Origin of the sequence: Micromonospora sp. NPDC049089 (assembly GCF_040648775.1) — a bacterium.
Classification (GTDB): Bacteria; Actinomycetota; Actinomycetes; order Mycobacteriales; family Micromonosporaceae; genus Micromonospora.
On the sequence record NZ_JBEZEH010000040.1, the window covers coordinates 13,713 to 38,175 of the forward strand.

Below are 24,463 nucleotides of genomic sequence, written 5' to 3' on the forward strand. Positions count from 1 at the left end.
GGCCACGCGCCGCGAGCCTACTAAAACCAGAGCGACCTTCGCTTGTGGGCGGGAGCCACGCTCCGACCGGCCGCACGAAAGAGGTCGGACCGCGCCGATACGGCACGTCCAGGGTGGACGCGCCGGCCAGCGGGGCGTCGGGGTCAGCGGGAGAGCTGAGCGAGCAGTTCGTCCGCCGCCGTGTACGGGTCGGTCGCGCCCGCGGCGACCCTGGTGGCGAGAGTGGCCAACTCCGTACCGTCGCGAAGTGAGCCGATCCGGGCGCGGAGGGTGCCGAGCGCGATCGCCTCGATCTCGGCGGCGGCCCGCGTCTCCTGGCGGCGGCGCAGCTCGCCGTGCTCGACCAGCCAGCCCCGGTGCTTGTCGATGGCGGCGGCGATGTCGTCGATACCCTCGCCCCGCGCGGCGACGGACCGGACCACCTGGGGCCGCCACTGCCCCGGCCCGCGCTCGCCGAGCGCGATCATGCCCTGGATGTCCCGGACGGTGGCGTCGACGCCGTCCCGGTCCGCCTTGTTGACCACGAACACGTCGGCGATCTCCAGGATGCCGGCCTTGACCGCCTGGATCGCGTCGCCCATCCCGGGTGCGAGCAGCACCAGCGTCGTGTCGGCGAGCGAGGCGACCTCCACCTCGGCCTGCCCGACGCCGACGGTCTCCACCAGCACCACGTCGCAGCCGGCGCCCTCCAGCACCCTAACCGCCTGCGGTGTGGCCGCGGCCAGCCCGCCGAGGTGCCCCCGGCTGGACATCGACCGGATGTAGACGCCCGGATCCGTGGCGTGGTCCTGCATCCGCACCCGGTCACCGAGGATCGCTCCGCCGGTGAACGGGCTGGACGGGTCGACCGCCAGCACGCCCACCCGGTGCCCGCGCGCCCGCAGCGCGCGGACCAGCTCGTTGGTGGTGGTCGACTTGCCCACCCCTGGCGAACCGGTCAGCCCGACCACCTGGGCCTGCCCGGCGTACGGCGCCAGCGCCGCGGCGATCTCCGGCAACAGCGCGTCACCGTTCTCCACCAACGTAATCAGGCGAGCCACCGCCCGGGGGTCGCCCGTGCGGGCCCGTTCGACCAGCAGCGGTACGTCCCGGCTGCGGCGCACCGACGTGGTGCCCGCCGCCGGGACGTGCTCAGTCTCGCTCACTGGTCCGTCTCGGCCTTGCCCGGCACGTGGATGATCAGCGCGTCGCCCTGGCCACCGCCGCCACACAGCGCGGCCGCGCCGGTGCCACCGCCGCGCCGCTTCAGCTCCAGGGCGAGGGTGAGGACGAGACGCGCGCCGGACATGCCGATCGGGTGCCCCAGCGCGATCGCGCCGCCGTTGACGTTGACCTTGTCCGGGCTGATGCCGAGGTCGCGGGTGGACTGGACACCAACCTGCGCGAACGCCTCGTTGATCTCGATGAGGTCCAGGTCCGCAACGCTCAGGCCACCCTTCTTCAGGGCGTGGTTGATCGCGTTGGACGGCTGCGAGTGCAGGGAGTTGTCCGGGCCCGCCACGTTGCCGTGCGCACCGATCTCGGCCAGCCAGGTCAGCCCCAGCTCCTTGGCCTTGGCCTTGCTCATCACGAGCACCGCGGCCGCTCCGTCGGAGATCGGCGACGAGCTGCCGGCGGTGATGGTGCCGTCCTTGGCGAAGGCGGGGCGCAGCTTGGCCAGCGACTCGGCTGTGGTGTCCGGACGGATGCCCTCGTCCTCGGTGATCACCAGGGGGTCGCCCTTGCGCTGCGGGATGACCACCGGGGCGATCTCGTCGGCGAAGTGACCGTTCTTCTGGGCGGCGGCGGCCCGCTGGTGGCTGGCGGCGGCGAAGGCGTCCTGCTCCGCGCGGGAGATGCCGTGCCTGGCGCCGAGCCGCTCGGTGGACTCGCCCATCGAGCAGCAGTCCCAGGCGTCGCTGAGCCCGTCGTGTGCCATGTGGTCCTTGACCACCACGTCGCCGTACTTGTAGCCGGTGCGCTGGCCCATCAGCAGGTGCGGGGCGTTGGTCATCGACTCCATGCCGCCGGCCACCACGATGTCGAACTCACCGGCGCGGATCAGCTGGTCGGCGAGGGCGATCGCGTCCAGGCCGGAGAGGCAGACCTTGTTGATGGTCAGCGCCGGCACGGACATCGGCACACCGGCCTCGACCGCCGCCTGCCGAGCCGGGATCTGACCGGTGCCGGCCTGCAACACCTGCCCCATGATCACGTACTGGACCTGGTCCGGGCTGACGCCGGCACGCTCCAGCGCGGCCTTGATGGCGATCCCGCCGAGCTTCGTGGCCGGGAGGTCCTTGAGGTTGCCCAGCAGCCGGCCCATCGGGGTCCGCGCGCCGCTGACGATCACCGAAGCCATGCCTGCCTCCGAAGGGGTGCCGAGCTGTACGCCTTAACGATTGTTCGGCCAGACTAGCGCCATGGCAGAGAACTCCCCCGTCGAGCCCGGTGCGGACTACGTCACAGACATCGGGCTTCGCAAGATTGACCACGTCGGCATCGCCGTGGCCGACCTGGACGCCGCGATCGACTTCTACCAGCGGACGTTCGGGATGCGCTGCGTGCACGTGGAGACCAACACCGAGCAGGGCGTCCGGGAAGCGATGCTGGCCGTCGGACCGACCACCGAGGGCGGCTGCGTGCAGTTGCTCGCCCCGCTCACCCCGGAGTCGACTATCGCGAAGTTCCTGGATCGCAACGGGCCGGGCGTGCAGCAGGTCGCGTACACGGTCGTGGACATCGACGCGGCCTGCGCGGCGCTACGCGAGCGTGGCATGCGCCTGCTCTACGCGACTCCGAGGCGTGGCACCGCCGACAGCCGGATCAACTTCGTGCACCCCAAGGACGCCGGCGGCGTCCTCGTAGAACTGGTCCAACCCGCCCCCACTCCCCACTGACCCACCCCACCCCTGTTGATCAAGAGGTTTGCGTCATCCCGCCCCGCGCAGATGACCGAAAGGCTCTTGATCAACGAGGGGTGGCGAGCGTTGGAGGCCGAGGCGCGCGCACGTCAGTGCGCGGTTGGCGGGGTGGCTGGACACCTTCACGCATCGGCGGATGCAGTTTTTCACAGAGGACTTCCCGGCCTAGCTACCGTTCAGTAACGTCCGGCCCCACAGGAGCGCGACCGGTGCCGGATGTGTCGAATGCCGACATGGCGGTCGTGCCCACCGGCGCCGACGATGGCAGCACCCGGGCCCGTGCGGGTGCGGAAGAACCGGAGGTCACCGTGCAGGACATCCTCGAAGCGATCATGGCGGCGGAGGAATCGAACGATCCGGACCGCGAACTCGCCGGCGTCGCCGGGCTGCCCGTACCGGAGAGCTACCGGGGCGTGGTGGTCCGCGCCGAGGAGTCCCGGATGTTCGACGGCATGGCCACTCGGGACAAGGACCCGCGCAAGGCGCTGCACGTGCAGGAGGTGCCGACGCCGGAGCTGGCCCCGGGCGAGGCGCTGATAGCGGTGATGGCCAGCGCGATCAACTACAACACGGTGTGGACCAGCATCTTCGAGCCGGTGAGCACCTTCAAGTTCCTGGAGCGCTACGGCCGGGTCTCCGAGCTGACCCGTCGGCACGACCTGCCGTACCACGTGGTCGGCTCGGACGCGGCGGGCGTGGTGCTGCGCACCGGCCCCGGGGTGACCCGCTGGACCGCCGGCGACGAGGTGGTCGCGCACTGCCTCTCGGTCGAGTTGGAGGACGCGGCCGGGCACGACGACACGATGCTCGACCCGCAGCAGCGGATCTGGGGGTTCGAGACCAACTTCGGCGGGCTGGCCGAGCTGGCGGTGGTCAAGGCCAACCAGCTGATGCCCAAGCCGCGACACCTGAGCTGGGAGGAGGCGGCCAGTCCCGGGCTGGTCAACTCCACCGCGTACCGGCAGCTCGTCTCGCACCACGGCGCCAACATGAAGCAGGGTGACGTGGTGCTGATCTGGGGCGCCTCCGGCGGCCTCGGTGGGTACGCCACCCAGATGGCGCTCAACGGCGGCGCGATTCCGGTCTGCGTGGTGTCCTCGCCGGAGAAGGCCGAGCTGTGCCGCCGGATGGGCGCGGATCTGGTCATCGACCGGGCCGCGGAGGGCTTCCGCTTCTGGAAGGACGAGGAGACCCAGGACCCGGACGAGTGGCGGCGCTTCGGCGAACGGATTCGCGAGCTGACCGGCGGCGAGGACCCGGACATCGTGTTCGAGCACCCGGGCCGGGAGACGTTCGGCGCCAGCGTCTACGTGGCCCGACGCGGTGGAACCATCGTCACCTGCGCCTCCACGAGCGGCTTCCTGCACCAGTACGACAACCGCTACCTGTGGATGCACCTCAAGCGGATCGTGGGCAGCCACTTCGCCAACTACCACGAGGCGTGGCAGGCCAACCGCCTGGTCGCGCTCGGCAAGGTGCACCCGACGGTGTCCCGCACCTATCCGCTGGAGCAGACCGGCCAGGCCGCGTACGAGGTGCACCGCAACGCCCACCAGGGCAAGGTGGGCGTGCGCTGCCTCGCACCCACTGACGGGCTGGGCGTTCGTGACGGAGAGTTGCGGGCCCGGCACGAGGACGCGATCAACCGGTTCCGGGGTCACTGACCTCCCGGCATCCGGAGCGCCGGGGCGGTCCCGGCCGGACGGTGGAACGCCGGATGACCATTGCGCTGATCGCTCATTGTTCTTCCGCCCCCATTAGCGGATAAGTCACCCGGATCGAACAAAGGGCCTCGGGGTAACCCCGGGGCCCTTTTCCGCGTCACGCTGCGTGGCGTCCGACAGGCCGGGACCTGCCAAGATCGCCGATTGGTCCAACCTCGCCGATCGCGAGTGTTGACCATGTAAAGAGGGCACGAAAGCTTCGCACCGCTCTTGCGAAGCACCCTGGGGCGTCTGCCAGTATGTCCCAATGCCCCAGCAGCAGTCCTCCCCTCTCGCGTTCTTCGATAACGCGAACTCGCAGCCAGATTTCACCGTTGGCCTGCGCGGATACAACACCCATCAGGTCGACGACTTCCTCGGCCGGATGACCGCCGCGCTGACCCAGTCCGAGCAGGCCCGTGCCGAGGCCGAGCAGCGGATGAACGACGCCCAGCGTCGGCTCCGCCAGGCCGAGCAGCGCATGAGTGCGCTGGAGCAGAAGCTCACCGACACGAACAAGCAGCTCGAAGAGAACAGCCGACCCACCCTCTCCGGGCTCGGCACGCGCGTCGAGCAGATCCTGCGGCTCGCCGAGGAGCAGGCGAACGACCACCGCAACGAGGCCAAGCGCGAGTCGGAGGGCATCCTCTCCGCCGCCCGCCTCGAGGCCCGCGAGATCACCGACAAGGCCCGCGCCGAGGCCGCCGCCATGAAGGCGAGCGCCGAGCGCGAGGCGGGCAACCTGCGCACGGCCGCCGAGCGCGAGGCCGCCGAGGTCCGGGTGCAGGCTCGCCGCGAGGCCGACACGCTGCGCGCCGACGCCGACCGGGAGACCAAGCAGCTGCGTACGGTCACCGCGCACGAGGTGGCCGAGCTGAAGTCGACAGTCGAGCGGGAGGTCGCCACCCTGCGTGCCACCGCCGAGCGGGAGATCACCCAGCAGCGGGCGAAGGCCGCCCGCGAGGCTGAGGAGAAGCGCGCCGAGGCGACCAAGCTGCTCACCGACGCGCGGGACAAGCGCGACAAGGACCTGCAGGCCCTGGAGCTCCAGTTGGCCGAGCGGCGGGAGAAGGCCGAGCGCGAGGAGTCCGAGCGGCACGCCGCCCAGGTCGCGCAGACCCAGAAGATGGTCAGCGAGGCCGAGCAGCGTGCCCGGGCCGCGCAGGAGCGGGCCAAGGAGATCGAGCAGCGCGCCGAGGCGCGGCGGGTCGAGTCGGAGCGCAACGCGGCCGAGACCGTCGACAAGGCCAAGGCCCACTCGGAGAAGACCCTCAACGAGGCGAAGGCCGAGTCGCAGCGCCTGCTCACCGAGGCCCGCACCGAGGCGGAGCTGACCACGCAGGCCGCCCGCCGCGAGGTCGAGGACCTCACCCGGCAGAAGGACGCTGTCACGTCGCAGCTGGGTCAGATGCTCTCCGGTCTCGCCGGCATCGTTCCGGGAATGCCGGCGCAGGCCGCTCCGGCTGCCAAGCCGGAAGCAGCAAAGAAGACCGATGGTGGTCAGGAGCGGGTGCCCGCGGAGACCGCCGGCTGACGCGAGGCGTCAGGTAGGGGCATCGACGGCGCGAGGTGACACCGGGTAACCGGTGCCGCCTCGCGCCGTATGCGTTTCCTCACCCGTGGTATCCGCTGGCCGCGACGGAGTGAAGTAGCTCCCACATGGCCCGTCCGTATCGCCCCAGCAGGGCCCGTTGCGTGTGAGGATGGGGGCATGTCGCACGGCGAGGAACTGTTCGCTCTCGGCGGGGACGTGACGACGGAGCCCAGCTTCGAGTCCGCTCTGCGGGGGTACGAGAAGAAACAGGTCGACCGTTATGTCGCACGTGCTGAGCACGAGATCGCGACCCTCGCCTCCGAACGGGAACAGGCGTACACACAGATCCACAAGCTCGCCGGCCAGGTCGAGGTTCTCCAGCGCGACCTGACCCAGGTGCGCAAGCAGATGAACGTGGTCGACCGGGCGTCGTTCCGGCACCTCGGCCCACGGGTCGAGTCGATCCTCGCTCTCGCCGAGGAGCAGGCGGAGGAGATCCTCGGCGATGCGAACGGCGAGATCGAGGCCCGGAGGGCCGCTGCCGAGCACATCATCGAGGAGGCCCGCGAGCAGGCCGACCGGGCACTGAAGGACTTCGAACTCGCCCTCGCCGCCCGACGGGCGGAGGAGGAGCGGCACAGCGCCGCACAGCGCGCCGAGGCGGACGCCGCCCTGCGGTCGGCAAAGGACGAGTCGGCGCAGTTGCGCAAGGCCGCCCAGGACGCTCTGGCGAAGGCCCAGCAGGAGGCCACCCAACTGCGGGACTCCGCCAAGGAGATCCACACTCGGGCCCAGCAGGAGGCCACCAAGCTGCGCGAGACGGCCCGCGAGACGCTGGCCAACGCCCGGCAGGAGGCCAGCGATCTGCGCGACGCCGCCAAGGAGGTGCACGCCAAGGCGCTCCAGGAGGCCAAGCGGCTCACCGACACCGCGACCGAAGCGGGACGGGCCACCCACGCCAAGGCGCAGCAGGAGGCCAAGCAGATCATCGACGACGCGTCGATGGCCGGTCGGGCCACCCGCGCCAAAGCGCAGCAGGAGGCCGAGCGGCTGACGACGCAGGCCACCGAATCGGCGAAGCGCAGCCGCGCCGAGACCGAGGCGTACGTACAGCGAATGCGCACCGAGACCGAGGCGTACGTGCAGCACACCCGCGCGCAGACCCAGCAGGAGCTGGGCGCGTGGCGGGCCGGGGTGGAGCAGGAGGTCAACTCCCGTCGGGAGGCGGCCGATCGGGAGTTGGCGCAGCGACGGTCCGCGGCCGAGCAGGAGTTCGCCAAGCGCCGCGACGAGTTGGACAAGCACCACGCGTCGCGCCAGCAGGAGCTGGAGACCGGGCTCGCCAGCCGTCAGCAGGAGCTGGAGACCGGGTTCACCACCCGCCGGGACGAGCTGGAAACCGAATACTCCACCCGGAAGAACGAGCTGGAGACCGAGTACACGGCTCGCAAGAACGAGATCGAGCAGGGCGCGGCCGGTATCCGGCAGGCGGCCGAGCAGGACGCGGCGGGGCTGCGCCAGCGCTCCGAGGCGGAGGCCGCCGAGCTACTGAGCCGGGCCGAGGCCGAGGCCAGCGACAAGCGCCGCAAGGCCGACGAGCATGTCGCTGCGTCCCGGCGGCAGTTCGAGGAGTACGCGGCCACCACGCAGCAGCACCTGGCCACCACCCAGCAGCACCTGGCGGCGACCCAGCAGGAGTCTGCGGCGGGTCGTCAGCAGTTGGCCCAGGTGATGTTGGAGATCGCCCAGGCCCAGCAGCAGTTGGCGGATCTGCGGCAGGAGACCTGGAAGGCCCGGCAGGAGTCCGACGAGCTCCAGCGTCAGATGTCCGAGCTGCGGTTGCAGAGTGTCGCCGGTCCGATCGACGGCCCGACCGCGCCGACCGGAAACGCCAACGCGAGCGAAGGCGTACCCGTTGGTGGGGACGACGGCGCGAGCGTTACCGCCGGCGCGGCCCCCGGGTCGGGCGCGGACACCGGGTCGGGCGCGGGCACCGGGTCGGGCGCGGGCACCGGGTCGGGCGCGGGCACCGGGCTGAAGACGGAGCCCGCCGACACCAGGCAGCCGGTGAACGCCGCCGCGGACGAGTCCGGGCAGTCCACGACGCGGCCGGTGGCCGAGCCGGTGACCACTGTGGATGGTGGCACGGCGAGCGCCGGGGTGGACGGGGAGCCGACAGTGGCCGCCGTACCGGGCGAGGGTGGTCGGGGCGCCAAACCCACCAAGATCACTAGCACCGGTGAGAACGGCAAGCGACCCACCAAGCCGACCACCGACGAGCGCAGCGCCAAGCCCAGCAAGGTCACCATCGAGAAGGAGTGACGGGCACCCACCCGTCGAAGCTTCCAGATCTTGGACACTTTCCGTCATCGGCTGACGGAAAGTGTCCAAGATTCACTTCTGCGCCGGGTGACGTAGGGGCACGGTGGGGGTCCAGCCGGCTGCGACGAGGGCGCGGCGGACGGTGTCGGCCACCTCGTCCGGGCGAGCGCGGACCAGCCAGGCCGGGAAGCGCAGAATCCGGTCGCCGCTGGTCCAGACGTCGTTCTGCCGACGCATGTCGGCAGCCCACTGCTTGGCATCCATGTGGTGCGCGCCGTCGATCTCCACCTGCACCCGCCACTCCCGCCAGTACGCGTCCAGCCAGCGGTTCCGACCGGCCGCGTCGACCCGGTGTTCCTGCAGATCCGGGGCGGGCAGCCGATGTCTGCGGCACAGCCGCAGGAAGTCGATCTCCGAGAGCGCCTGGGCACCGCCCGCGATGTCGCTGATGGTTTGCCCGATCAGCCGCCGACGGGGGGCCCGAGGGAGGACGTCGAGCACAGCCCGCAACTCCTCGGGCAGCACCCGGCGTTGCTGGCAACCGGCGGCCAGCACCGACTGCGCCTCGTCCACCCCGGCCGCCCAGCCCGCCGCGTCCACAAGGGCCCGCGCCGTCGTGGTGCGCGGTGGGCGGGCCCGTTGGAGATGAGCCTCGGGGAGGACAGTCGTGCGGTGGACCAGGACGGCGGGCATGTCGATCGGAAGTCGACGCAGAGTGGTCCGCGCGGCACGGCGGGCCGCCGGCACCAGCACGTGCAGGGGTTCGCGTCGCAGCCCCCGTACCCCGGCTTCGGCGGCGGCGGACACCCCGGCCAGCACCGCCCCCGGCCCGGCCGCCAGCACCGCCACCCAGAGTTGCTGGTCGCGGGTGAGTCGACCGTTGCCGGCCAGCAGGATCCCTCGGCAGATCGACCGCCACCGACCGGAGCGGATCCGGCCCCGCACCCGCGCCTCGCTGAGCAACCGGGCGACCTGCGCGGTCGTCAGCACGCCCGCCTGCTCGAAGGCGAGCCAGTCGAGTGCGTCGGCGTCGTCGGCGGGCAGCATCCGGACAGCTTTCGCCCCTGAGCGCCGCCCCACCACCAGATCTTGGACAGTTTCCGTCATGGCGTGACGAAAAGTGTCCAAGATCTGCGGGTCGGCGGGGTGCGGCCGAGACCGGGCTGCACGTCGGCCTTTCCGGACCGTTCAATCTGGCCCGAGGCGGCGACGGTGGTTGGGTGGGGCACATGGTGCATCAGATTGACGGTCTCGTGGTCGATGGCGACCATGAGGTGGCTACGCTGCTGGCGCGCTGGGAGATGATCAGAAACGCTCGTCTCGCCGCCAGTCGATGGAACTGATGAAGGAAGTTGTGACCTCATGGACCTGACCGGCGCAGTTTGGCGCACCTCCACTCGCAGCGGCAACAGTGAGTGCGTCGAGGTGGCGGACAACCTGCCCGGGATGGTGGGAGTGCGGGACAGTAAGGATCCGTCCGGCCCGCTGTTGGTGCTCGTGCCGGCCGCGTGGCGGGCGTTCGTGGCCGCCGCCCGTCGTCCGACTGCCTGAGCGGGGAGGTTCTGATGCCGCAGCACGACCCGTCCGGCGACGACGCGGACATGCCCGCCGGTCCCCGGCCGCCGAAGACGCCACCGTCGGCTGAGACACCATCGCCGGCTGAGACGCCACCGTCGACCGAGACACCACCGCCGGCCGAGACGCCACCGTCGACCGAGACACCACCGCCGGCCGAGACGCCACCGTCGACCGAGACACCACCGCCGGCCGAGACGCCACCGTCGACCGAGGCTCCGCCGCCGGTGCCGGTACCCGTCCCGGGGGTCGACCTGGACGAGCCGCCGGCGGTCCCGTCCGGGAAGTTCGGCACACCCGGGCGGCCACTGCGCCGCAGCAGCTTCCTGCTCGGCTTCACCGGTGCGCTGGGCGTGCTGCTGGCGTACACCCTCTATCTGGGGATTCGCAATGCCGGCGGCATCCTCGTGCTGGTGGTGATCGCGCTCTTCCTCGCGGTCGGCCTCAACCCGGCGGTGGTCCGACTGCGCCGCTGGGGTGTGCCGCACGGCCTGGCGGTGGCGGCGGTAGCCCTGACGGTGGTGCTGCTGCTCTGCGGCGGCATCGTGGCGCTGGTCCCACCGATCATCACGCAGTCGGGGCAGTTCATCGACCAGATCCCGAGCCTGCTCGACGAGTTGCGCCGCAACCCGACGGTCAATGACCTGGTGGAGCGGTACGACGTGGTGGAACGGGTGCAGGGCGCGGCCAACGCGGAGACGGTCGGACGGGCGCTCGGCGGGGTGCTGGGCGGCGCACAACTGATCTTCGGCACGGTGTTCCGGACGCTGACCGTGCTGGTGCTGACCATCTACTTCCTGGCGTACTTCGACAAGCTGCGCTCGCTGAGCTACTCGTTGGTGCCCCGGTCGCGGCGGCAGCGGGTGCAGCTGATCGGCGACGAGATCCTGGCCAAGGTGGGCTCGTACATGGTCGGCGCGCTGAGCATCGCGGTGCTGGCCGGCGCCACCACCTTCGTCTTCGCGCTGATCGTCGACCTGCCGTACCCGTTCGCGCTGGCCGTGGTGGTCGCGGTGACCGACCTGATCCCGCAGATCGGCGCCACCCTGGGCGCGGTGATCGTGAGCCTGGTCGGCTTCGCAGCCGACCTGCCCACCGGCATCGCCTGCGCGGTCTTCTTCCTCATCTACCAGCAGGTGGAGAACTACCTCATCTACCCGAAGGTGATGCGGCGTTCGGTGGAGGTCAACGAGGTGGCCGCCCTGCTGGCCGCGCTGCTCGGAGTGGCGCTGCTGGGTGTGGTGGGCGCGCTGATCGCCATCCCCACGGTGGCCGCGCTGCAACTGATCCTGCGCGAGGTGGTGCTGCCCCGCCAGGAGCGCCGCTGAGCGTCAGCCCCCTGAGCGGCGGCCGGGCTGCGGGCCCTCTGGTCAGTCCGCCTTGGTGGCGGCCGGGCCGGGCACGGGCGTGTCGGCGAAGGCGGCCACCGTCCGGTCGGCGTACGCGCTGACGTCGCCGGACTCCATCGGGCCGTCCCAGGTTGTCGGAAGCGGCACCTCGACGGCCGGGTTGACCCGCCGGACGATCTCGTCGAGCACCGTCTCCGCGTCGCCCACCCACAGGTGCTTGGCGCCCGGCACCCCGACCACCTCGGCCTGTGGCACGGCTGCGAACCGCTCCCGTGCCTCGGTGGGGCGCAGGTAGTCGTCGAACTCCGGCACCAGTGCCACCAGCGGCCGACCCGAGTTGGCCCAGGTCGCCAGGTCGTCGGGGGCGGAGAAGCGCAGCGGCGGGGAGAGCAGGATCGCCCCGGCGATCGTCGGGTCGCAGCCGTACTTCAGCGCCAGGTCGGTGCCGAACGACCAGCCGACGAGCCAGATGTTGGGCAGCTCGGCGAACTCCGCGTACTCGATGGCGGCGGCCACGTCGTACCGCTCGCCCACCGCGCCGTCGAAGGCTCCCTCGCTGGTGCCGCGCACGCTGCTGGTGCCCCGGGTGTTGAACCGCAGCACCGCCAGGTCGGCCAGCGCGGGCAACCGCCAGGCCGCCTTGCGGAACACGTGGCTGTCCATCATTCCGCCGTGGGTCGGTAGCGGGTGCAGGCAGACCAGGGTGGCCACCGGCGGCCGGTCGGCCGGCAGGGCCAGCTCACCGACCAGCCGCAGACCGTCGGCGGTGTGCAGCTCGATGTCCTCCCGGCGGCCGGGCAGGATCGACGACGCGCGGATCGCTGTGCTCACCGCCCAAGTCTGTCGCGAAGTCGCCGCCGCCGCCCGCCCAGGCACGAACAGGGTGACCCAGGTCGCTATCGGGCAGGTCCCCCGAGCCCTTACCCGGGCGGTCGGCTCACCCCGGGCACGGCAGCGCCCGGGGCAGTCGGCTCAGTCCAGCGCGGCAGCGCCCCGGGCCCGGTTGTTCAGTAGCGCGGGGAGCTCCGGCCCCGCTGCACCGCCGGGCCGCGCCGCTCCCGGGCCCGCCAGCAGCCGCTGTGCCAGTGCCGCCGGTCGGTCAGGTCACCCAGGCCGTCCGCCGGCCAGGCGACCAGGTGCGCCACCCCCGGTGGGATCTCCTGGTTGCAACCGGGGCAGCGGTACGTCTTGACCGACGCTCCGGCGCCGATGCCGCGTACCTGCCAGGCACCATCGGTCCACTGCTGGACCGAGGCGACGCCCTGCCGGACGCGGTCGGCGTCCAGGTTGGCGTTGTCGTCCCGGCGAGGGCGATTGCGACGGGGGCTCACAGTCACCAAGCGTACGTCCGACGAATGAGGCCGCCCGGGGCGGTCACCGCCGGCATCCCCCTCGGCGTTGACCTGGTCAGCGGTGCGAGTGGTCGCGGAAGCCGCGGCGGGTCTTGCGGCCCAGGTAGCCGGCGGTGACCAGGTGCTCCAGCAGCGGCGCGGGCGCGAAACCCGGCTCGCGCAGTTCCAGGTACAGCTCGCGCTGGATGGCCAGGGAGACGTCCAGGCCGACCACGTCGAGCAGTTCGAACGGGCCCATCGGGTAGCCGCAGCCCAACTTCATGGCGTGGTCGATGTCGTCGGCCGTCGAGTAGCTGGCCTCCAGCATCTTCACCGCGTCGTTCAGGTACGGGAAGAGCAGCGCGTTGACGATGAAGCCGGACCGGTCGCCGCAGACCACGCCGGTCTTGCCGAGCGCGGCGCACACGGCGCGGGCGGTGGCGGTGGCCTCCGGGGAGGTGCGGATGGTGCGGACGACCTCGACCAACGGCATGACCGGGGCCGGGTTGAAGAAGTGCAGCCCCACCACGTCGGCCGGACGCTGGGTGGCCATCGCCACGTCGATCACCGGCAGCGACGAGGTGGTGGTGGCCAGCACCACACCCGGCTTGCAGATCTCGTCGAGGCTGGCGAAGAGGGCCTTCTTGACGCTCAACTCCTCGACGACCGCCTCGACCACCAGGTCGACGTCGGCGAGATGGTCGAGCGTGGCGGACCAGCTGATCCGGCCCAGTGCGGCGTCCCGGTCGGCCTCGGTGAGCTTTCCGCGCACCACGCCCTTGTTGAGCGAGGTCTTCACCGCCTCGCAGACCTTCGCGGACTTCTCCATGCCGCGGGTGACCGAGACGACCTCGTAGCCGGCCTTCGCGAAGACCTCGATGATCCCGGTGGCCATCGTTCCGGAGCCGACCACGCCGACCTTCGCGATGGCGCGCGCGCCGTCGGCGAGCGCGGCGTCGGTGGCCTGCGGCGTCGCCCCATCCGGTACGACCACCGGGGAGCCGGGCCGCTCGTAGGTGTAGAAGCCCCGGCCGGACTTCCGGCCGAGCAGCCCTGCCGTCACCATCTGCTTGAGCAGCGGCACCGGGGCGTGGCGGCGGTCCCGCCCTCCGCGCCGGTACATGGTGTCCAGGATCTCGTACGCGGTGTCCAGGCCGATCAGGTCCATCAACGCCAGCGGGCCCATCGGCAGGCCGCAGCCGAGCTTCATGGCGGCGTCGATGTCCTCCCGGGTCGCGTAGTGCGACTCGAACATGCTGACTGCGTGGTTGAGATAGCCGAAGAGCAGCGCGTTGGCGATGAAGCCGGCCCGGTCGTTGATGGTGACGTCGACCTTGCCGAGCCGGGCGCAGAGCGCCTCGACGTCGGCGACCACCTCGGGTGCGGTGACGACGGTGCGGACCACCTCGACCAGCTTCATCACCGGGGCCGGGTTGAAGAAGTGGATGCCGATCACCTGGTTGGGTCGGCTGGTGGCGACGGAGATCTCGGTGACGCTCAACGACGAGGTGTTGGTGGCGAGGATGGTCTCCGGTCGGCAGACCCGGTCCAGCTCCGCGAAGATCCGCTGCTTGAGGTCGAGGTGCTCGGGCACCGCCTCGATGACCAGGTCGACGGAGTGCAGCGCGTCCAGCCCGACAGCGAAGTGCACCCGCTCGTGCAGGGCGTCGCGGTCCGCCTCGGCGAGCTTGCCCTTGGCGACCGCCCGGTCGGTGGAGCCCTTCAGGGTGGCCCGGCCGCGCTCCAGCGCCGGTGCCGAGATTTCCACTGCCACCACGTCGATGCCGTTGCGGGCGAAGACCTCGACGATGCCGGCACCCATGGTGCCCAGCCCCACCACCCCAACGGTGCTGAACTCGCGCGCCACGACCGGCCTCCCCAGGACTCCGCACGGCCACTGAACGGCCGCTAAGGTTATGCGCGCGAGTCTGCCACGTGACGGTGAGTTGTCGAGACGCCGTGGCCTATGTCACCCACGACCCAGCGGTGCCGCTACCCGGCCGCCACGCTGGTCAGGGCCAACAACTCCGCGACGAACTCCGCGGGGCGCTCCAGGTGCGGGCTGTGCCCGCAGCCGGGCAGCACCACCTCGTGGTACGCGCCGCCGGCCGCCGCGTACCGGTCGAGCACCGCCCGGGTCTGGCCGACCATCGGCTGCGGTGGGCAGGCGTCCGCGCCGGGCCAGCCGGGCACGAGATCCAGCGAACCCAGGTACGCCAGGTCGAAGAGCGAGGTGTCCGAGACGATGACGTCGACGTCTCCGCGTACCCAGGTGACCGGCGGTTTCTCGGCGACGGCCACCAGCTCGTCGGCGAGCCGGAACCAGGTCGGCGCCAGCGCGTTGAGCACCCCGCGCTCCCCCGGCGCGGTGCCCGGCCAGTTCTCCGACGGCACCGCCGTGCCCGGGTAGTTGTCGTCGCCGGTGGCGGTGGAGAGCACTGTGTCCAGCAGCAGTTCCTCATCGGTGCCCAGCGAGGCGGGATCGGCCACGTAGGTGGCTCGCAGCACGGCGCGCGGGCTGGCCGGCGCGTCAGTGCTCCGGTCGCCGGCCGCGAGGCGGGCGACGAAGTCCCGGTTCGCCGTGCCGGCGCCGGTGCCGGCGAAGTCGGGGGTGGTCGGCGTGCCGGTCAGGTCGCGGGTGCCGCCGAAGCCGTACGGGGAGACCGGTGCGGCGAGCAGCAACGCCCCCACCCGGTGCGGATGGTCGACCAGCAGGCGCATCGCCACCCCGCCGCCGAGGGAGTGCCCGACCACCACCGGTCGCGCGTCGGCGTCGAAGAGCGTCGGGTCGTCCAGCAGTGCGGCCACGTCGTCGGCGAAGTCCCGCAGGCCCCGGGTGGCGTCCACCGGGGCGGTAGCGGTGTCGCCGTACCCCCGCAGGTCGGGGACGACCACCCGCAGCGTCGGCGGCAGACGGCGGACCAGCGGCTCCCAGAACAGCGCGGACGAGCAGTTGCCGTGGATCAGCAGCACCGGCGTGCCGTCCGGCGGGCCGGCCACCCGTACCGCCTGAGTGATGCCGTTCGCCGTCACGGTCCGCTGCTCGGTCTCCATCCGCGGCATGGTGCCACGGGTGTCCCCGTCGGTCCAGGTGTCGGACCGCCACCCAACGGGCCTACCCGGTGTGGCAGGCCGCCAGGCGATCAGCGACGCGAGCCCGGCGGCGCGGCCAGCGGCAGCGGCAGGGTCGGTCGGACGTCGCGCCGGGGCGGGCCGAAGCTGAGCCCCACCGGGTCGGTGAGCGCCACCCCGGGGTCGAACAGGCGCAGTTCGGTACGGCCCAGCCGGATCACGTCACCGTCGGAGAGTCGTTCCACCTCGGTGATCCGCCGGTCGTTGAGCCAGGTGCCGTTGGTGGAGCCCAGGTCCCGCAGGGACGGGCCCTCCGGCGCCAGCCACACCTCGGCGTGGCGACGGCTCAGGTGTGGGTCGTTGATGACAACCTGACCGGTCGGCGCTCGGCCGATCACCTGTATCTCGGCTCGCATGCGAAAGCTCGCGCCGCGCATCGGTCCACCCGCGACCGTCAACAGCGGCATCAGTTCCGGATGTTCCTCCATGGACAGTCAGCCCTCCACCCCACACCGTCACTCCGCGCGTCAGCTTGCCATCAGACGGTAGTCGTCAATACCGACCGGCCGGTCAGCCTCTCGTCACCTCCCGGCCACCTGCCGTTCGACGATTCGGGCGGGCCATTTCCGATACCAACGCCCTGACCTGCACTGATCAACGATCGGTCGGGTTGGTGCGACGCCGCTCCCCCGGCCCCGAATCGGGGACCCTACCGGTGAGTAATCCTCAGGTCTAGACTTCCGCCATGACGGCAGTGCATATCCCGGGCGTTCCGGTCATCGACGCGGGTCAGTTGGTCTCCACCAGCCCGGCGACCGGGGCTGAGGCCGGTCGCCTCCCGGTCTCCACCGACGCCGACGTGCGGCAGGCCGTCGACCGCGCCCGCGTCGCCGGCGAATGGTGGGCGGGCCTCGGCTTCACCGGCCGCCGCCAACGGATGCTGCGCTGGCGCGCCCTGCTCGCCAAGCGCATCGAGGAGCTGGCCGAGTTGGTGCACGTCGAGAGCGGAAAGCCGATCGCCGACGCCATCGTCGAGATCGTCACCGCGATCGAGCACATCGACTGGGCCGCCCGCAACGCCGGCAGCGTGCTCGGTCCACGCCGGGTGCGGTCCCGGCTCATCCTGGCCGAGTTCTCCGGGCATCTCGAATATCAGCCATACGGTGTGGTCGGCGTTATCGGGCCGTGGAACTATCCGGTCTTCACGCCGATCGGCTCCGCCGCGTACGCCCTCGCCGCCGGCAACGCCGTGGTGCTCAAGCCGAGTGAGTACACCCCCGCCGTCGGCCAGTGGCTGGTGGACAGCTTCGCCGAGGTGGTGCCCGAGCAGCCGGTCTTCACCGCCGTGCACGGGCTGGGCGACGTGGGCGCGGCGCTGTGCCGCTCCGGCGTCAACAAGCTGGCCTTCACCGGCTCCACCGCCACCGCCCGCAAGGTGATGGCCGCCTGCGCCGAGACGCTGACCCCGGTGCTCATCGAGGGCGGCGGCAAGGACGCCATGATCGTGGACAGCGACGCCGACCTCGACGCGGCCGCCGAGGCGTGCGTCTGGGGCGGCATGACCAACGCCGGCCAGACCTGCATCGGCATCGAGCGGGTGTACGCGGTCGACGCCGTCTTCGACGCCTTCGTCGACAAGGTGGTGAGCCGCGCCGGTCGGCTGACGGTCGGGCCGGAGGGCACCGACATCGGCCCGATCACCATGCCCCAGCAGATCGACGTGATCCGTCGGCACATCGACGCCGCGATCACGTCCGGCGGGCGCGCCGTGCTCGGCGGCCCGAGCGCCGTACAGCCGCCGTACGTCCACCCCACCGTGCTGGTGGACGTTCCGGAGGAGTCGGCCGCCGTCCGCGAGGAGACCTTCGGTCCCACGCTGACCATCAGCCGGGTCCGCGACGCCGACGAGGCCCTCACCCGCGCCAACGCCCTGTCGTACGGCCTCGGGGGTTCGGTCTTCGGCCGGCGGCGCGCGGTGGCCATCGCCCGGCGGCTGCGCTCCGGGATGGCGTCGATCAACTCCACGCTGACCTTCGCCGGCATGTCCACCCTGCCGTTCGGCGGTGTCGGCGACTCCGGCTTCGGGCGGATCCACGGCGAGGACGGCCTGCGTGAGTTCGGTCGGGCCAAGGCGATCACCAGGCGTCGGGCCCGGTCGCTGCTGCCGTCGATGACCTTCGAGCGCACCCCGGCCGACGTGGCCCGACTCGTCAAGGCCATCAAGGTCATGTACGGCAGGTGAGTGTCGGATAACCGATCATCAACAAGGATCGGTGCATCCACATGTTTAGTCACTGTGGCGACGGCGGTACATTGCGTTAAATGGGCCCCAATCGATTGCGCTACCGCCTTGTCGACAGTGACCAGTCGTGGAGCGCCCGACGGCGTCGGCACCGCTCGGACTGGCTGGCACGCACCTTTCCCGAGATCGGCGACATGCACGTGGTCGACCTCGGTGGTCGGCTCGGCACCTGGCACCGCGCCACCGTCCGACCGGCCCGGGTGACAGTCGTCAACCTGGAGCAGCCGCCCGCTGTCGTCCCGGATTGGGCCCACGTCGAGCAGGCCGATGCCTGCGACCTGCCCTCGCACCTCACCAAGGGCGACTACGACCTGGTCTTCTCGAACTCGGTGCTGGAGCATGTGGGCGGGCACGAACGCCGGATCCGCTTCGCCGCGGCGGCCCGCTCACTGGCTGAGCGGCACTGGGTGCAGACGCCCTACCGCTACTTCCCCATCGAGCCACACTGGATCGCGCCCGGCATGCAGTTCCTGCCGGTACGACTGCGCACCGCGTTCGCCCGACGCTGGCCGTTGGGGCACAAGCCGACCCGCAGCCACGACGCCGCCATCCACCAGGTGCTCTGGACCGAGCTGCTGGACCGCTCGCAGATGCGTCACTACTTCCCCGACTCGACAATGCTTGTGGAGCGGGTGTTCGGTCTGCCGAAGTCGCTGATCGCGGTGCGCACCGGGTAGTACGCCGGTCAGAAGAGGGTCAGCTCGTCCTTCACGATGCCGCGCAGCTTGTCGTAGTCCACGACCACACACCTGATGCCCCGGTCGGTGGCGAGCACCCGGGCCTGCGGCTTGATCTCCTGGGCGGCGAAGACCCCGACGACCGGGCTGAGCAGCGGGTCACGGTTCATCAGCTCGAGATAGCGGGTCAACTGCTCCACGCCGTCGATGTCGCCACGCCGCTTGACCTCGACGGCCACCGAGCCCGAGTTGGCATCCCGGCACAGCAGGTCGACCGGGCCGATGGCCGTCATGTACTCGCGGCGGACCAGCGTGAACCCCTCACCCAGGGCGCCCGGGTTGGCGGCCAGCAACTCCTGCAGGTGCGCCTCCACCCCGTCCTTGCGCAGGCCCGGATCCACACCCAACTCGTACGAGGTGTCCTGGAAGATCTCCTCCAGGGTGATCCGCAGCTCCTCGCCAGCCTTGTTGACGACCCGCCACACACCGGGGGCCTCCTCCAACCGACACGGCGGGCTCATCCAGTTCAACGGCTTGTACGCCCGGTCGTCGGCGTGAATGGACACCGACCCGTCCGCCTTCACCATCAGCAACCGGGTGGCCAGCGGCAGGTGAGCCGAGAGCCGTCCGACGTAATCAACCGAGCACTTCGCAATGACCAACCGCACCCGACGAGGGTAGCCGAGCACCCACCGGTCGCCAGCGAGCGGCACTGGCGCGTCGATGCGATGCTGAGACCGTGTTCGAAGTCCTCACCGGCACCGGTCTCGCCGCATCGGCGGGTCTCAATGCCTATATACCCCTGCTCATCCTCGGCCTACTCGGCCGTTACACCGACCTGATCGACCTGCCCAGCGGCTGGACCTGGCTCGGCAACGGCTGGGTCATCGCCATCATGGCCGTGCTGCTCGCCGTGGAGATGGTGGCGGACAAGGTGCCAGTGGTCGACCACATCAACGACGTGGTGCAGACCGTGGTCCGACCCACCGCCGGTGGCCTGGCCTTCGGTGCCGGCTCCTCGTCGGAGACGGTGACGGTCAGCGACCCGGGGAGCTTCTTCTCGTCGCACCAGTGGGTGCCGGTCGTCACCGGCGTGCTGCTGGCGTTGGGCGTGCATCTGCTCAAGTCCGCGGCCCGGCCGGTGATCAACGCGACCACCGCCGGAATCGGCGCCCCGGTCGCCAGCACCGCCGAGGACGCCACCAGCGTGGTGGTCTCCCTGGTGGCGATCATCCTGCCGGTGCTGGTGCTCGTCGCCCTCGTCGGCCTGGCGTTCTTCGCCTTCTGGTTCTTCCGTCGTCGGTCTGATCGACGGCGCGAACGGGAGGCCGCCCGCGCCGCCGGCTTCCGCGTCTGACGCGTTATCGGCGGCCCGCTATACCGGGGCTGCACGGGGCGACAAAAGCCTAGTATCGGGGCAAGAGCCTAGAGGAGGTCGGCATGACCGCAGCGTTGGAGATGCCCCGAGTCCAGGAATGCGTGGTCGCCGCATGCGCGTACAACCAGTCGGGTGACTGCCACGCCTTCGCGATCACCATCGGCAGCATGGATCACGCCCACTGCCACACCTTCGTCGAGTCGCCCGTCCGGGGTGGCGTGGAGAGCCTGATCGCGCAGGTGGGGGCCTGCCAGCGCGCCGACTGCCGGCACAACGAGCAGTTGGAGTGCCACGCGTCGTCGATCAGGGTCGGCCCGGACAACGACATGGCGGACTGCATGACCTACACCGGCCGCTGACCCACGCCGGGCCGACGACCTGCCCGAGACGGCGCTTCGTTCAGGGCAGGTCGTTGGCGCGACGGATGACGGTCACCAGGTCGTCGATGATGCCGGTGAGGGCGAAGTCCTTCGGGGTGAAGACCCGGGCGACCCCGGCCGCGCGGAGGGTCTCCGCGTCACCGGCCGGGATGATGCCGCCCACCACCACCGGCAGGTCGGCCCGGCCGGCGGCGCGTAGCCCGTCGAGCACCGCCGGTACGGCGGCCAGGTGCGACCCGGAGAGCACGGAGAGCCCGACCAGGTCGACGTCCTCCTCGACAGCGGCGGCGACGATCTGCCCCGCGGTCAACCGGATGCCCTGGTAGACGACCTCGAAGCCGGCGTCACGGGCGCGTACCGCGATCTGCTCCGCGCCGTTGGAGTGCCCGTCCAGGCCAGGTTTGCCGACCAGCAGCCGCAGCCGGCCGCTGCCCAGCTCCCGCGCCGTCGCGGCGACCCGCTCGCGGACCGCCGCGAGGCCCGGCTCCCCGCCGCCGCCGGTAGCTCCGGCCAGCCCGGTCGGCGCCCGGTACTCGCCGAAGACCTGGCGCAGCGCGCCGGCCCACTCGCCGGTGGTCACCCCGGCCCGCACGCACTCCAGGGTGGCCGGCATCAGGTTGACGGTGGTCGCGGCGTCCGCGCGCAGCCGGGCCAGCGCCGCGTCGACGACGGCCGCATCCCGGTCGGACCGCCACCGGCGTACGCCGTCCACGGCGGCCGCCTCGACCGCGGGGTCGACCTGCTCGACGGAGCCCGCGCCGGCAGCGGTCAGCGGGGAGGGTTCGGTCTCGGTGTACCGGTTGACCCCGACCACCACGTCGGCACCGGACTCCATCCGCCGCCGCCGCTCGGCGAGTGACGCGACCAGCGCGCTCTTGAGGTAGCCGGTCTCCACCGCGGCGACGACGCCGCCCAGCTTGAGCACCGCGCCCAGCTCGGCCCGCGCCCCGGTGACGATCTCGTCGACGAGTGCGGTCATCACGTGCGAGCCGGCGAAGAGGTCGGGATATTCGAGCAGGTCCGACTCGTACGCCAGAACCTGCTGCATCCGCAGCGACCACTGCTGGTCCCACGGTCGGGGCAGGCCGAGCGCCTCGTTCCAGGCGGGCAGTTGGACGGCGCGGGCCCGGGCGTCGCGGGACATCGTCACGCCGAGCATCTCCAGCACGATGCGCTGGATGTTGTTCTCCGGCTGCGCCTCGGTCAGGCCGAGCGAGTTGACCTGCACGCCGTAGCGGAACCGCCGTTGCCTGGCATCGGTGACCCCGTACCGGTCCCGGGTGATCTCGTCCCAGAGCACGCCGAACGCGCGCATCTTGGCGATCTCCTCGACGAAGCGCACCCCGGCGTTGACGAAGAACGAGATCCGCTGGACCACGTCACCCATCCGCTCGGCCGGCACCTGACCGGAGTCCCGGACCTCGTCGAGCACGGCGACGGCGGTGGCCAGCGCGAAGCCGACCTCCTGCACGGGCGTGGCGCCGGCCTCCTGGAGGTGGTACGAGCAGATGTTCACCGGGTTCCACCGGGGCATCTCGCGCAGCGTGTACGCCACCACGTCGGCGGTGAGCCGCAGCGACGCCGCGGGCGGGAAGATGTAGGTGCCCCGGGACAGGTACTCCTTGATGATGTCGTTCTGGGTGGTGCCGGCGCAGCGGGCCAGGTCGGCGCCCTGCTCCAGCCCGACGGTGCCGTACAGGGCGAGCAGCCACATCGCCGGGGCGTTGATGGTCATCGAGGTGTTCGTCTCGGCGAGCGGGAGACCGTCGAAGAGCGCCCGCATGTCGCCGAGGTGAGCCACCGGCACGCCGACCCGTCCGACCTCGCCGGCGGCGAGTTCGTGGTCCGGGTCGTACCCGGTCTGGGTGGGCAGGTCGAAGGCGACCGAGAGGCCGGTCTGCCCCTTCGCCAGGTTGCGGCGGAAGAGCGCGTTCGTCGCCGCGGCCGACGAGTGGCCGGCGTAGGTGCGCATCACCCACGGGCGGTCCCGCTCGGGCAGTCGCCCCGGGAATGGCGTCTCATCCATGGCCGGAGTCTAAGTTACCGTTCAGTAAAAGGAGCTGTGGAAAACCACACAGGTCCATGTCGGGGACGTCCGGGTGGCAAACCCCCGCTGTGGCGCGGACCGCCACACCCCGGGCACCCGCCCGTTGCTGCCAGGACGCACACTTGACGGCATGGATGACGAGCTGGCCATCTCCGTCCGAGGGCTGCGCAAGGCGTACGGCGACAACGTGGCCGTGGCGAGCGTGGATCTCGACGTCCACCGTGGCGAGGTGTTCGCGTTGCTCGGCCCGAACGGCGCCGGCAAGACCACGACCGTGGAGATCCTGGAGGGTTACCGGCATCGGGATGCCGGCGAGGTCTCCGTGCTCGGCGCAGACCCGGCCAACCCCGACGCCGACTGGCGTTCCCGGGTCGGCATCGTGCTCCAGGGCACCGGCGAGTTCGACGAGCTGACAGTGGCCGAGGTGATCCGGCACTTCTCCGGCTTCTACCCCGGCGCCGACGACCCGGCAAAGGTGATCGAGCGGGTCGGGCTGGCCGACAAGGCGAAAGCCCGCACGCACACGCTGTCCGGCGGCCAGAAGCGCCGCCTGGACGTGGCCCTGGGCATCATCGGCCGCCCCGAGCTGCTCTTCCTCGACGAGCCGACCACAGGGTTCGACCCGGAGGCCCGCCGTGAGTTCTGGGAGCTGATCCGAGATCTCGCCGCGGCCGGCACCACGATCGTGCTCACCACCCACTACCTGGACGAGGCCGAGGCCCTCGCCGATCGGGTCGGCGTGATCGCCGGTGGCCGACTTGTCGAGGTCGCCGCGCCCAACCGGCTGGGCAATCGGCAGGAGGCCCTCGCCACGGTCTCCTGGCGTACCCCGGACGGGACGCTGGAAAGCGCGCAGAGCGCGACGCCGACGGCCCTCGTGGCCGACCTCGCCGCGCGTCACGGCGGTGAGGTCCCCGGGCTGACGGTGACCAGGCCGACCCTGGAGGACGTCTACCTCACCATGATCGGACACTCGCGATGACGACCACGACGAAGCCGGCGACGCCGGTCACCGCGACCCGCGGCCGGCGGCCGGGTGCCGGCGCGCTCGCCCTGCGCCAGGGTCGACTGGAGATCACTCAGTTCCTGCGTAGCCGGGAGTCGGTGGTCTTCACGATGGGCTTCCCCATCATCATGATCCTGATCTTCGCGTCGATCTTCGACGGGACGATCGGCGGCGGGGTCAAGTTCACCCAGTACTTCATCACCGGCATGATCGCGACCGGCCTGATGACTGTGAGCTTCCAGAACCTGGGCATCTGGATCCCGGTCGAGCGGGACCGGGGGGTGCTCAAGCGCTACCGGGGCACGCCGATGCCGAAGTGGGTCTGGTTCGCCGGCAAAGTGATCATGGTGGTGGCGATCGGGATCGCCGAGACGGCGCTGCTGCTGGCGTTCGCGGTGGCGCTGTTCGACCTCGACCTGCCGGGCACCGCCGCGAAGTGGCTCACCTTCGGCTGGGTCTCCATGCTCGGCGTGACCGCGTGCACCCTTAGCGGCATCGCCATCTCGTCGCTGGCCCGCACGGCCCGCAGCGGCTCGGCCGTGGTCACCCCGGTCTCCCTGGTGCTCCAGTTCATCTCCGGGGTGTTCTTCGTCTTCACCGACCTGCCCACCTGGATGCAGCAGGTGGCGGCACTGTTCCCGCTCAAGTGGATGTGCCAGGGGCTGCGGTCGGTGTTCCTGCCGGAGAGCTTCGGCGCCCAGGAGCCGGGAGGCTCGTTCGAGCTGGGCCGGGTGGCTGTGGTGCTGGCCCTGTGGTGCGTGATCGGTGTGGTGGTCTGCCTGACCACCTTCCGCTGGACCACCAAGCGCGACGGCTGAGCGGCTGAGCGGCCGACCGGGGCGGGCGCCCGCCCCGGTCGCCACAACTCAGTAGGTGTAGAAGCC

General features: G+C 71.0%; 23 protein-coding genes. 12 read left to right on the forward strand and 11 right to left on the reverse strand.

Features of this window, described 5'->3' with window-relative positions:
* Window positions 1-143: 143 nt before the first annotated feature.
* Together meaB and AB0B48_RS09955 are read right to left on the reverse strand one after the other, a co-directional pair.
* Window positions 144-1,145: a methylmalonyl Co-A mutase-associated GTPase MeaB gene (gene meaB, locus AB0B48_RS09950; RefSeq protein WP_357198593.1), complete on the reverse strand. Its 1,002-nt coding sequence runs from the start codon at window positions 1,143-1,145 to the stop codon at window positions 144-146.
* Window positions 1,142-2,341 (reverse strand): acetyl-CoA C-acetyltransferase, encoded by a 1,200-nt coding sequence (locus AB0B48_RS09955; protein ID WP_124853423.1) that lies wholly within the window; start codon window positions 2,339-2,341, stop codon window positions 1,142-1,144. The genes meaB and AB0B48_RS09955 overlap by 4 nt, the downstream gene beginning before the upstream one ends.
* A gap of 61 nt (window positions 2,342-2,402) precedes the next feature.
* On the opposite strand from AB0B48_RS09955, the gene mce reads away from it, so the two are divergent.
* The 4 genes from mce to AB0B48_RS09975 all read left to right on the forward strand — a co-directional run bounded on the left by mce (window position 2,403) and on the right by AB0B48_RS09975 (window position 8,462).
* The gene (gene mce / locus AB0B48_RS09960) at window positions 2,403-2,879 is read left to right on the forward strand and encodes a methylmalonyl-CoA epimerase (RefSeq protein WP_355008997.1); all 477 of its coding nucleotides are present in this window, start codon (window positions 2,403-2,405) and stop codon (window positions 2,877-2,879) included.
* 332 nt (window positions 2,880-3,211) lie between these two features.
* Window positions 3,212-4,567, forward strand: coding sequence for a crotonyl-CoA carboxylase/reductase (gene ccrA, locus AB0B48_RS09965; RefSeq protein ID WP_357198641.1), 1,356 nt, complete (start codon window positions 3,212-3,214; stop codon window positions 4,565-4,567).
* A gap of 307 nt (window positions 4,568-4,874) precedes the next feature.
* On the forward strand, window positions 4,875-6,140 hold the full coding sequence (locus AB0B48_RS09970; protein ID WP_091405818.1) for a DivIVA domain-containing protein: 1,266 nt from the start codon (window positions 4,875-4,877) through the stop codon (window positions 6,138-6,140).
* Window positions 6,141-6,317: 177 nt separating this feature from the next.
* On the forward strand, window positions 6,318-8,462 hold the full coding sequence (locus AB0B48_RS09975; RefSeq protein WP_357198597.1) for a hypothetical protein: 2,145 nt from the start codon (window positions 6,318-6,320) through the stop codon (window positions 8,460-8,462).
* A 72-nt stretch (window positions 8,463-8,534) separates the two neighbouring features.
* Here AB0B48_RS09975 and AB0B48_RS09980 read toward each other — a convergent pair whose 3' ends face one another.
* Both AB0B48_RS09980 and AB0B48_RS09985 read right to left on the reverse strand, forming a co-directional pair.
* A complete protein-coding gene (locus AB0B48_RS09980; protein ID WP_357198599.1) occupies window positions 8,535-9,569 on the reverse strand; it encodes a hypothetical protein in 1,035 nt (344 codons plus the stop codon).
* Window positions 9,566-9,733 (reverse strand): hypothetical protein, encoded by a 168-nt coding sequence (locus AB0B48_RS09985; protein ID WP_357198602.1) that lies wholly within the window; start codon window positions 9,731-9,733, stop codon window positions 9,566-9,568. The genes AB0B48_RS09980 and AB0B48_RS09985 overlap by 4 nt, the downstream gene beginning before the upstream one ends.
* Window positions 9,734-9,824: 91 nt before the next feature.
* Here AB0B48_RS09985 and AB0B48_RS09990 point away from each other — a divergent pair, with 91 nt between their 5' ends.
* On the forward strand, window positions 9,825-10,013 hold the full coding sequence (locus AB0B48_RS09990) for a DUF397 domain-containing protein (RefSeq protein ID WP_357198605.1): 189 nt from the start codon (window positions 9,825-9,827) through the stop codon (window positions 10,011-10,013).
* 14 nt (window positions 10,014-10,027) lie between these two features.
* The gene (locus AB0B48_RS09995; RefSeq protein ID WP_357198607.1) at window positions 10,028-11,365 is read left to right on the forward strand and encodes an AI-2E family transporter; all 1,338 of its coding nucleotides are present in this window, start codon (window positions 10,028-10,030) and stop codon (window positions 11,363-11,365) included.
* A gap of 42 nt (window positions 11,366-11,407) precedes the next feature.
* Here the strand turns inward: AB0B48_RS09995 and AB0B48_RS10000 are convergent, their stop codons facing one another.
* The 5 genes from AB0B48_RS10000 to AB0B48_RS10020 form a co-directional block, all read right to left on the reverse strand.
* Window positions 11,408-12,217 carry an alpha/beta hydrolase gene (locus AB0B48_RS10000; RefSeq protein ID WP_357198610.1) on the reverse strand — a complete coding sequence of 270 codons (810 nt, stop codon included), beginning with the start codon at window positions 12,215-12,217 and terminating at the stop codon, window positions 11,408-11,410.
* A gap of 176 nt (window positions 12,218-12,393) precedes the next feature.
* Window positions 12,394-12,717 (reverse strand): hypothetical protein, encoded by a 324-nt coding sequence (locus AB0B48_RS10005; RefSeq protein ID WP_357198612.1) that lies wholly within the window; start codon window positions 12,715-12,717, stop codon window positions 12,394-12,396.
* 76 nt (window positions 12,718-12,793) lie between these two features.
* On the reverse strand, window positions 12,794-14,584 hold the full coding sequence (locus AB0B48_RS10010) for a 3-hydroxybutyryl-CoA dehydrogenase (protein ID WP_357198615.1): 1,791 nt from the start codon (window positions 14,582-14,584) through the stop codon (window positions 12,794-12,796).
* A 125-nt stretch (window positions 14,585-14,709) separates the two neighbouring features.
* Window positions 14,710-15,771 carry an alpha/beta hydrolase gene (locus AB0B48_RS10015; protein WP_357198619.1) on the reverse strand — a complete coding sequence of 354 codons (1,062 nt, stop codon included), beginning with the start codon at window positions 15,769-15,771 and terminating at the stop codon, window positions 14,710-14,712.
* 89 nt (window positions 15,772-15,860) lie between these two features.
* A complete protein-coding gene (locus tag AB0B48_RS10020; protein WP_357198622.1) occupies window positions 15,861-16,277 on the reverse strand; it encodes an FHA domain-containing protein in 417 nt (138 codons plus the stop codon).
* Between the two features lie 257 nt (window positions 16,278-16,534).
* Between AB0B48_RS10020 and AB0B48_RS10025 the strand changes: the two genes are divergently transcribed.
* A complete protein-coding gene (locus AB0B48_RS10025) occupies window positions 16,535-18,031 on the forward strand; it encodes an aldehyde dehydrogenase family protein (protein WP_357198625.1) in 1,497 nt (498 codons plus the stop codon).
* A gap of 80 nt (window positions 18,032-18,111) precedes the next feature.
* Window positions 18,112-18,768, forward strand: coding sequence for a class I SAM-dependent methyltransferase (locus AB0B48_RS10030; protein WP_357198628.1), 657 nt, complete (start codon window positions 18,112-18,114; stop codon window positions 18,766-18,768).
* Between the two features lie 8 nt (window positions 18,769-18,776).
* Here AB0B48_RS10030 and nucS read toward each other — a convergent pair whose 3' ends face one another.
* Window positions 18,777-19,436 (reverse strand): endonuclease NucS, encoded by a 660-nt coding sequence (gene nucS / locus AB0B48_RS10035; RefSeq protein ID WP_112584054.1) that lies wholly within the window; start codon window positions 19,434-19,436, stop codon window positions 18,777-18,779.
* 71 nt (window positions 19,437-19,507) lie between these two features.
* Between nucS and AB0B48_RS10040 the strand changes: the two genes are divergently transcribed.
* Window positions 19,508-20,125: a DUF4126 domain-containing protein gene (locus AB0B48_RS10040; RefSeq protein ID WP_355008049.1), complete on the forward strand. Its 618-nt coding sequence runs from the start codon at window positions 19,508-19,510 to the stop codon at window positions 20,123-20,125.
* 83 nt (window positions 20,126-20,208) lie between these two features.
* Window positions 20,209-20,505, forward strand: coding sequence for a DUF1540 domain-containing protein (locus tag AB0B48_RS10045; RefSeq protein ID WP_355008050.1), 297 nt, complete (start codon window positions 20,209-20,211; stop codon window positions 20,503-20,505).
* Between the two features lie 40 nt (window positions 20,506-20,545).
* Here the strand turns inward: AB0B48_RS10045 and AB0B48_RS10050 are convergent, their stop codons facing one another.
* A complete protein-coding gene (locus AB0B48_RS10050) occupies window positions 20,546-22,552 on the reverse strand; it encodes a protein meaA (RefSeq protein WP_357198632.1) in 2,007 nt (668 codons plus the stop codon).
* 151 nt (window positions 22,553-22,703) lie between these two features.
* Here AB0B48_RS10050 and AB0B48_RS10055 point away from each other — a divergent pair, with 151 nt between their 5' ends.
* Together AB0B48_RS10055 and AB0B48_RS10060 are read left to right on the forward strand one after the other, a co-directional pair.
* Window positions 22,704-23,555 (forward strand): ABC transporter ATP-binding protein, encoded by an 852-nt coding sequence (locus AB0B48_RS10055; protein WP_357198635.1) that lies wholly within the window; start codon window positions 22,704-22,706, stop codon window positions 23,553-23,555.
* Window positions 23,552-24,397 (forward strand): ABC transporter permease, encoded by an 846-nt coding sequence (locus AB0B48_RS10060; RefSeq protein ID WP_357198638.1) that lies wholly within the window; start codon window positions 23,552-23,554, stop codon window positions 24,395-24,397. The genes AB0B48_RS10055 and AB0B48_RS10060 overlap by 4 nt, the downstream gene beginning before the upstream one ends.
* Window positions 24,398-24,463: the final 66 nt, after the last annotated feature.

Coding starts and splice junctions, on each gene's coding strand:
- AB0B48_RS09955 (WP_124853423.1), bottom strand. CDS start 2,341: ATGGCTTCGGTGATCGTCAGCGGCGCGCGGACCCCGATGGGCCGGCTG.
- mce (WP_355008997.1), top strand. CDS start 2,403: ATGGCAGAGAACTCCCCCGTCGAGCCCGGTGCGGACTACGTCACAGAC.
- AB0B48_RS09970 (WP_091405818.1), top strand. CDS start 4,875: ATGCCCCAGCAGCAGTCCTCCCCTCTCGCGTTCTTCGATAACGCGAAC.
- AB0B48_RS09975 (WP_357198597.1), top strand. CDS start 6,318: ATGTCGCACGGCGAGGAACTGTTCGCTCTCGGCGGGGACGTGACGACG.
- AB0B48_RS09980 (WP_357198599.1), bottom strand. CDS start 9,569: ATGACGGAAACTGTCCAAGATCTGGTGGTGGGGCGGCGCTCAGGGGCG.
- AB0B48_RS09985 (WP_357198602.1), bottom strand. CDS start 9,733: ATGGTCGCCATCGACCACGAGACCGTCAATCTGATGCACCATGTGCCC.
- AB0B48_RS09990 (WP_357198605.1), top strand. CDS start 9,825: ATGGACCTGACCGGCGCAGTTTGGCGCACCTCCACTCGCAGCGGCAAC.
- AB0B48_RS09995 (WP_357198607.1), top strand. CDS start 10,028: ATGCCGCAGCACGACCCGTCCGGCGACGACGCGGACATGCCCGCCGGT.
- AB0B48_RS10015 (WP_357198619.1), bottom strand. CDS start 15,771: ATGGAGACCGAGCAGCGGACCGTGACGGCGAACGGCATCACTCAGGCG.
- AB0B48_RS10020 (WP_357198622.1), bottom strand. CDS start 16,277: ATGGAGGAACATCCGGAACTGATGCCGCTGTTGACGGTCGCGGGTGGA.
- AB0B48_RS10025 (WP_357198625.1), top strand. CDS start 16,535: ATGACGGCAGTGCATATCCCGGGCGTTCCGGTCATCGACGCGGGTCAG.
- AB0B48_RS10030 (WP_357198628.1), top strand. CDS start 18,112: ATGGGCCCCAATCGATTGCGCTACCGCCTTGTCGACAGTGACCAGTCG.
- AB0B48_RS10045 (WP_355008050.1), top strand. CDS start 20,209: ATGACCGCAGCGTTGGAGATGCCCCGAGTCCAGGAATGCGTGGTCGCC.
- AB0B48_RS10050 (WP_357198632.1), bottom strand. CDS start 22,552: ATGGATGAGACGCCATTCCCGGGGCGACTGCCCGAGCGGGACCGCCCG.
- AB0B48_RS10055 (WP_357198635.1), top strand. CDS start 22,704: ATGGATGACGAGCTGGCCATCTCCGTCCGAGGGCTGCGCAAGGCGTAC.
- AB0B48_RS10060 (WP_357198638.1), top strand. CDS start 23,552: ATGACGACCACGACGAAGCCGGCGACGCCGGTCACCGCGACCCGCGGC.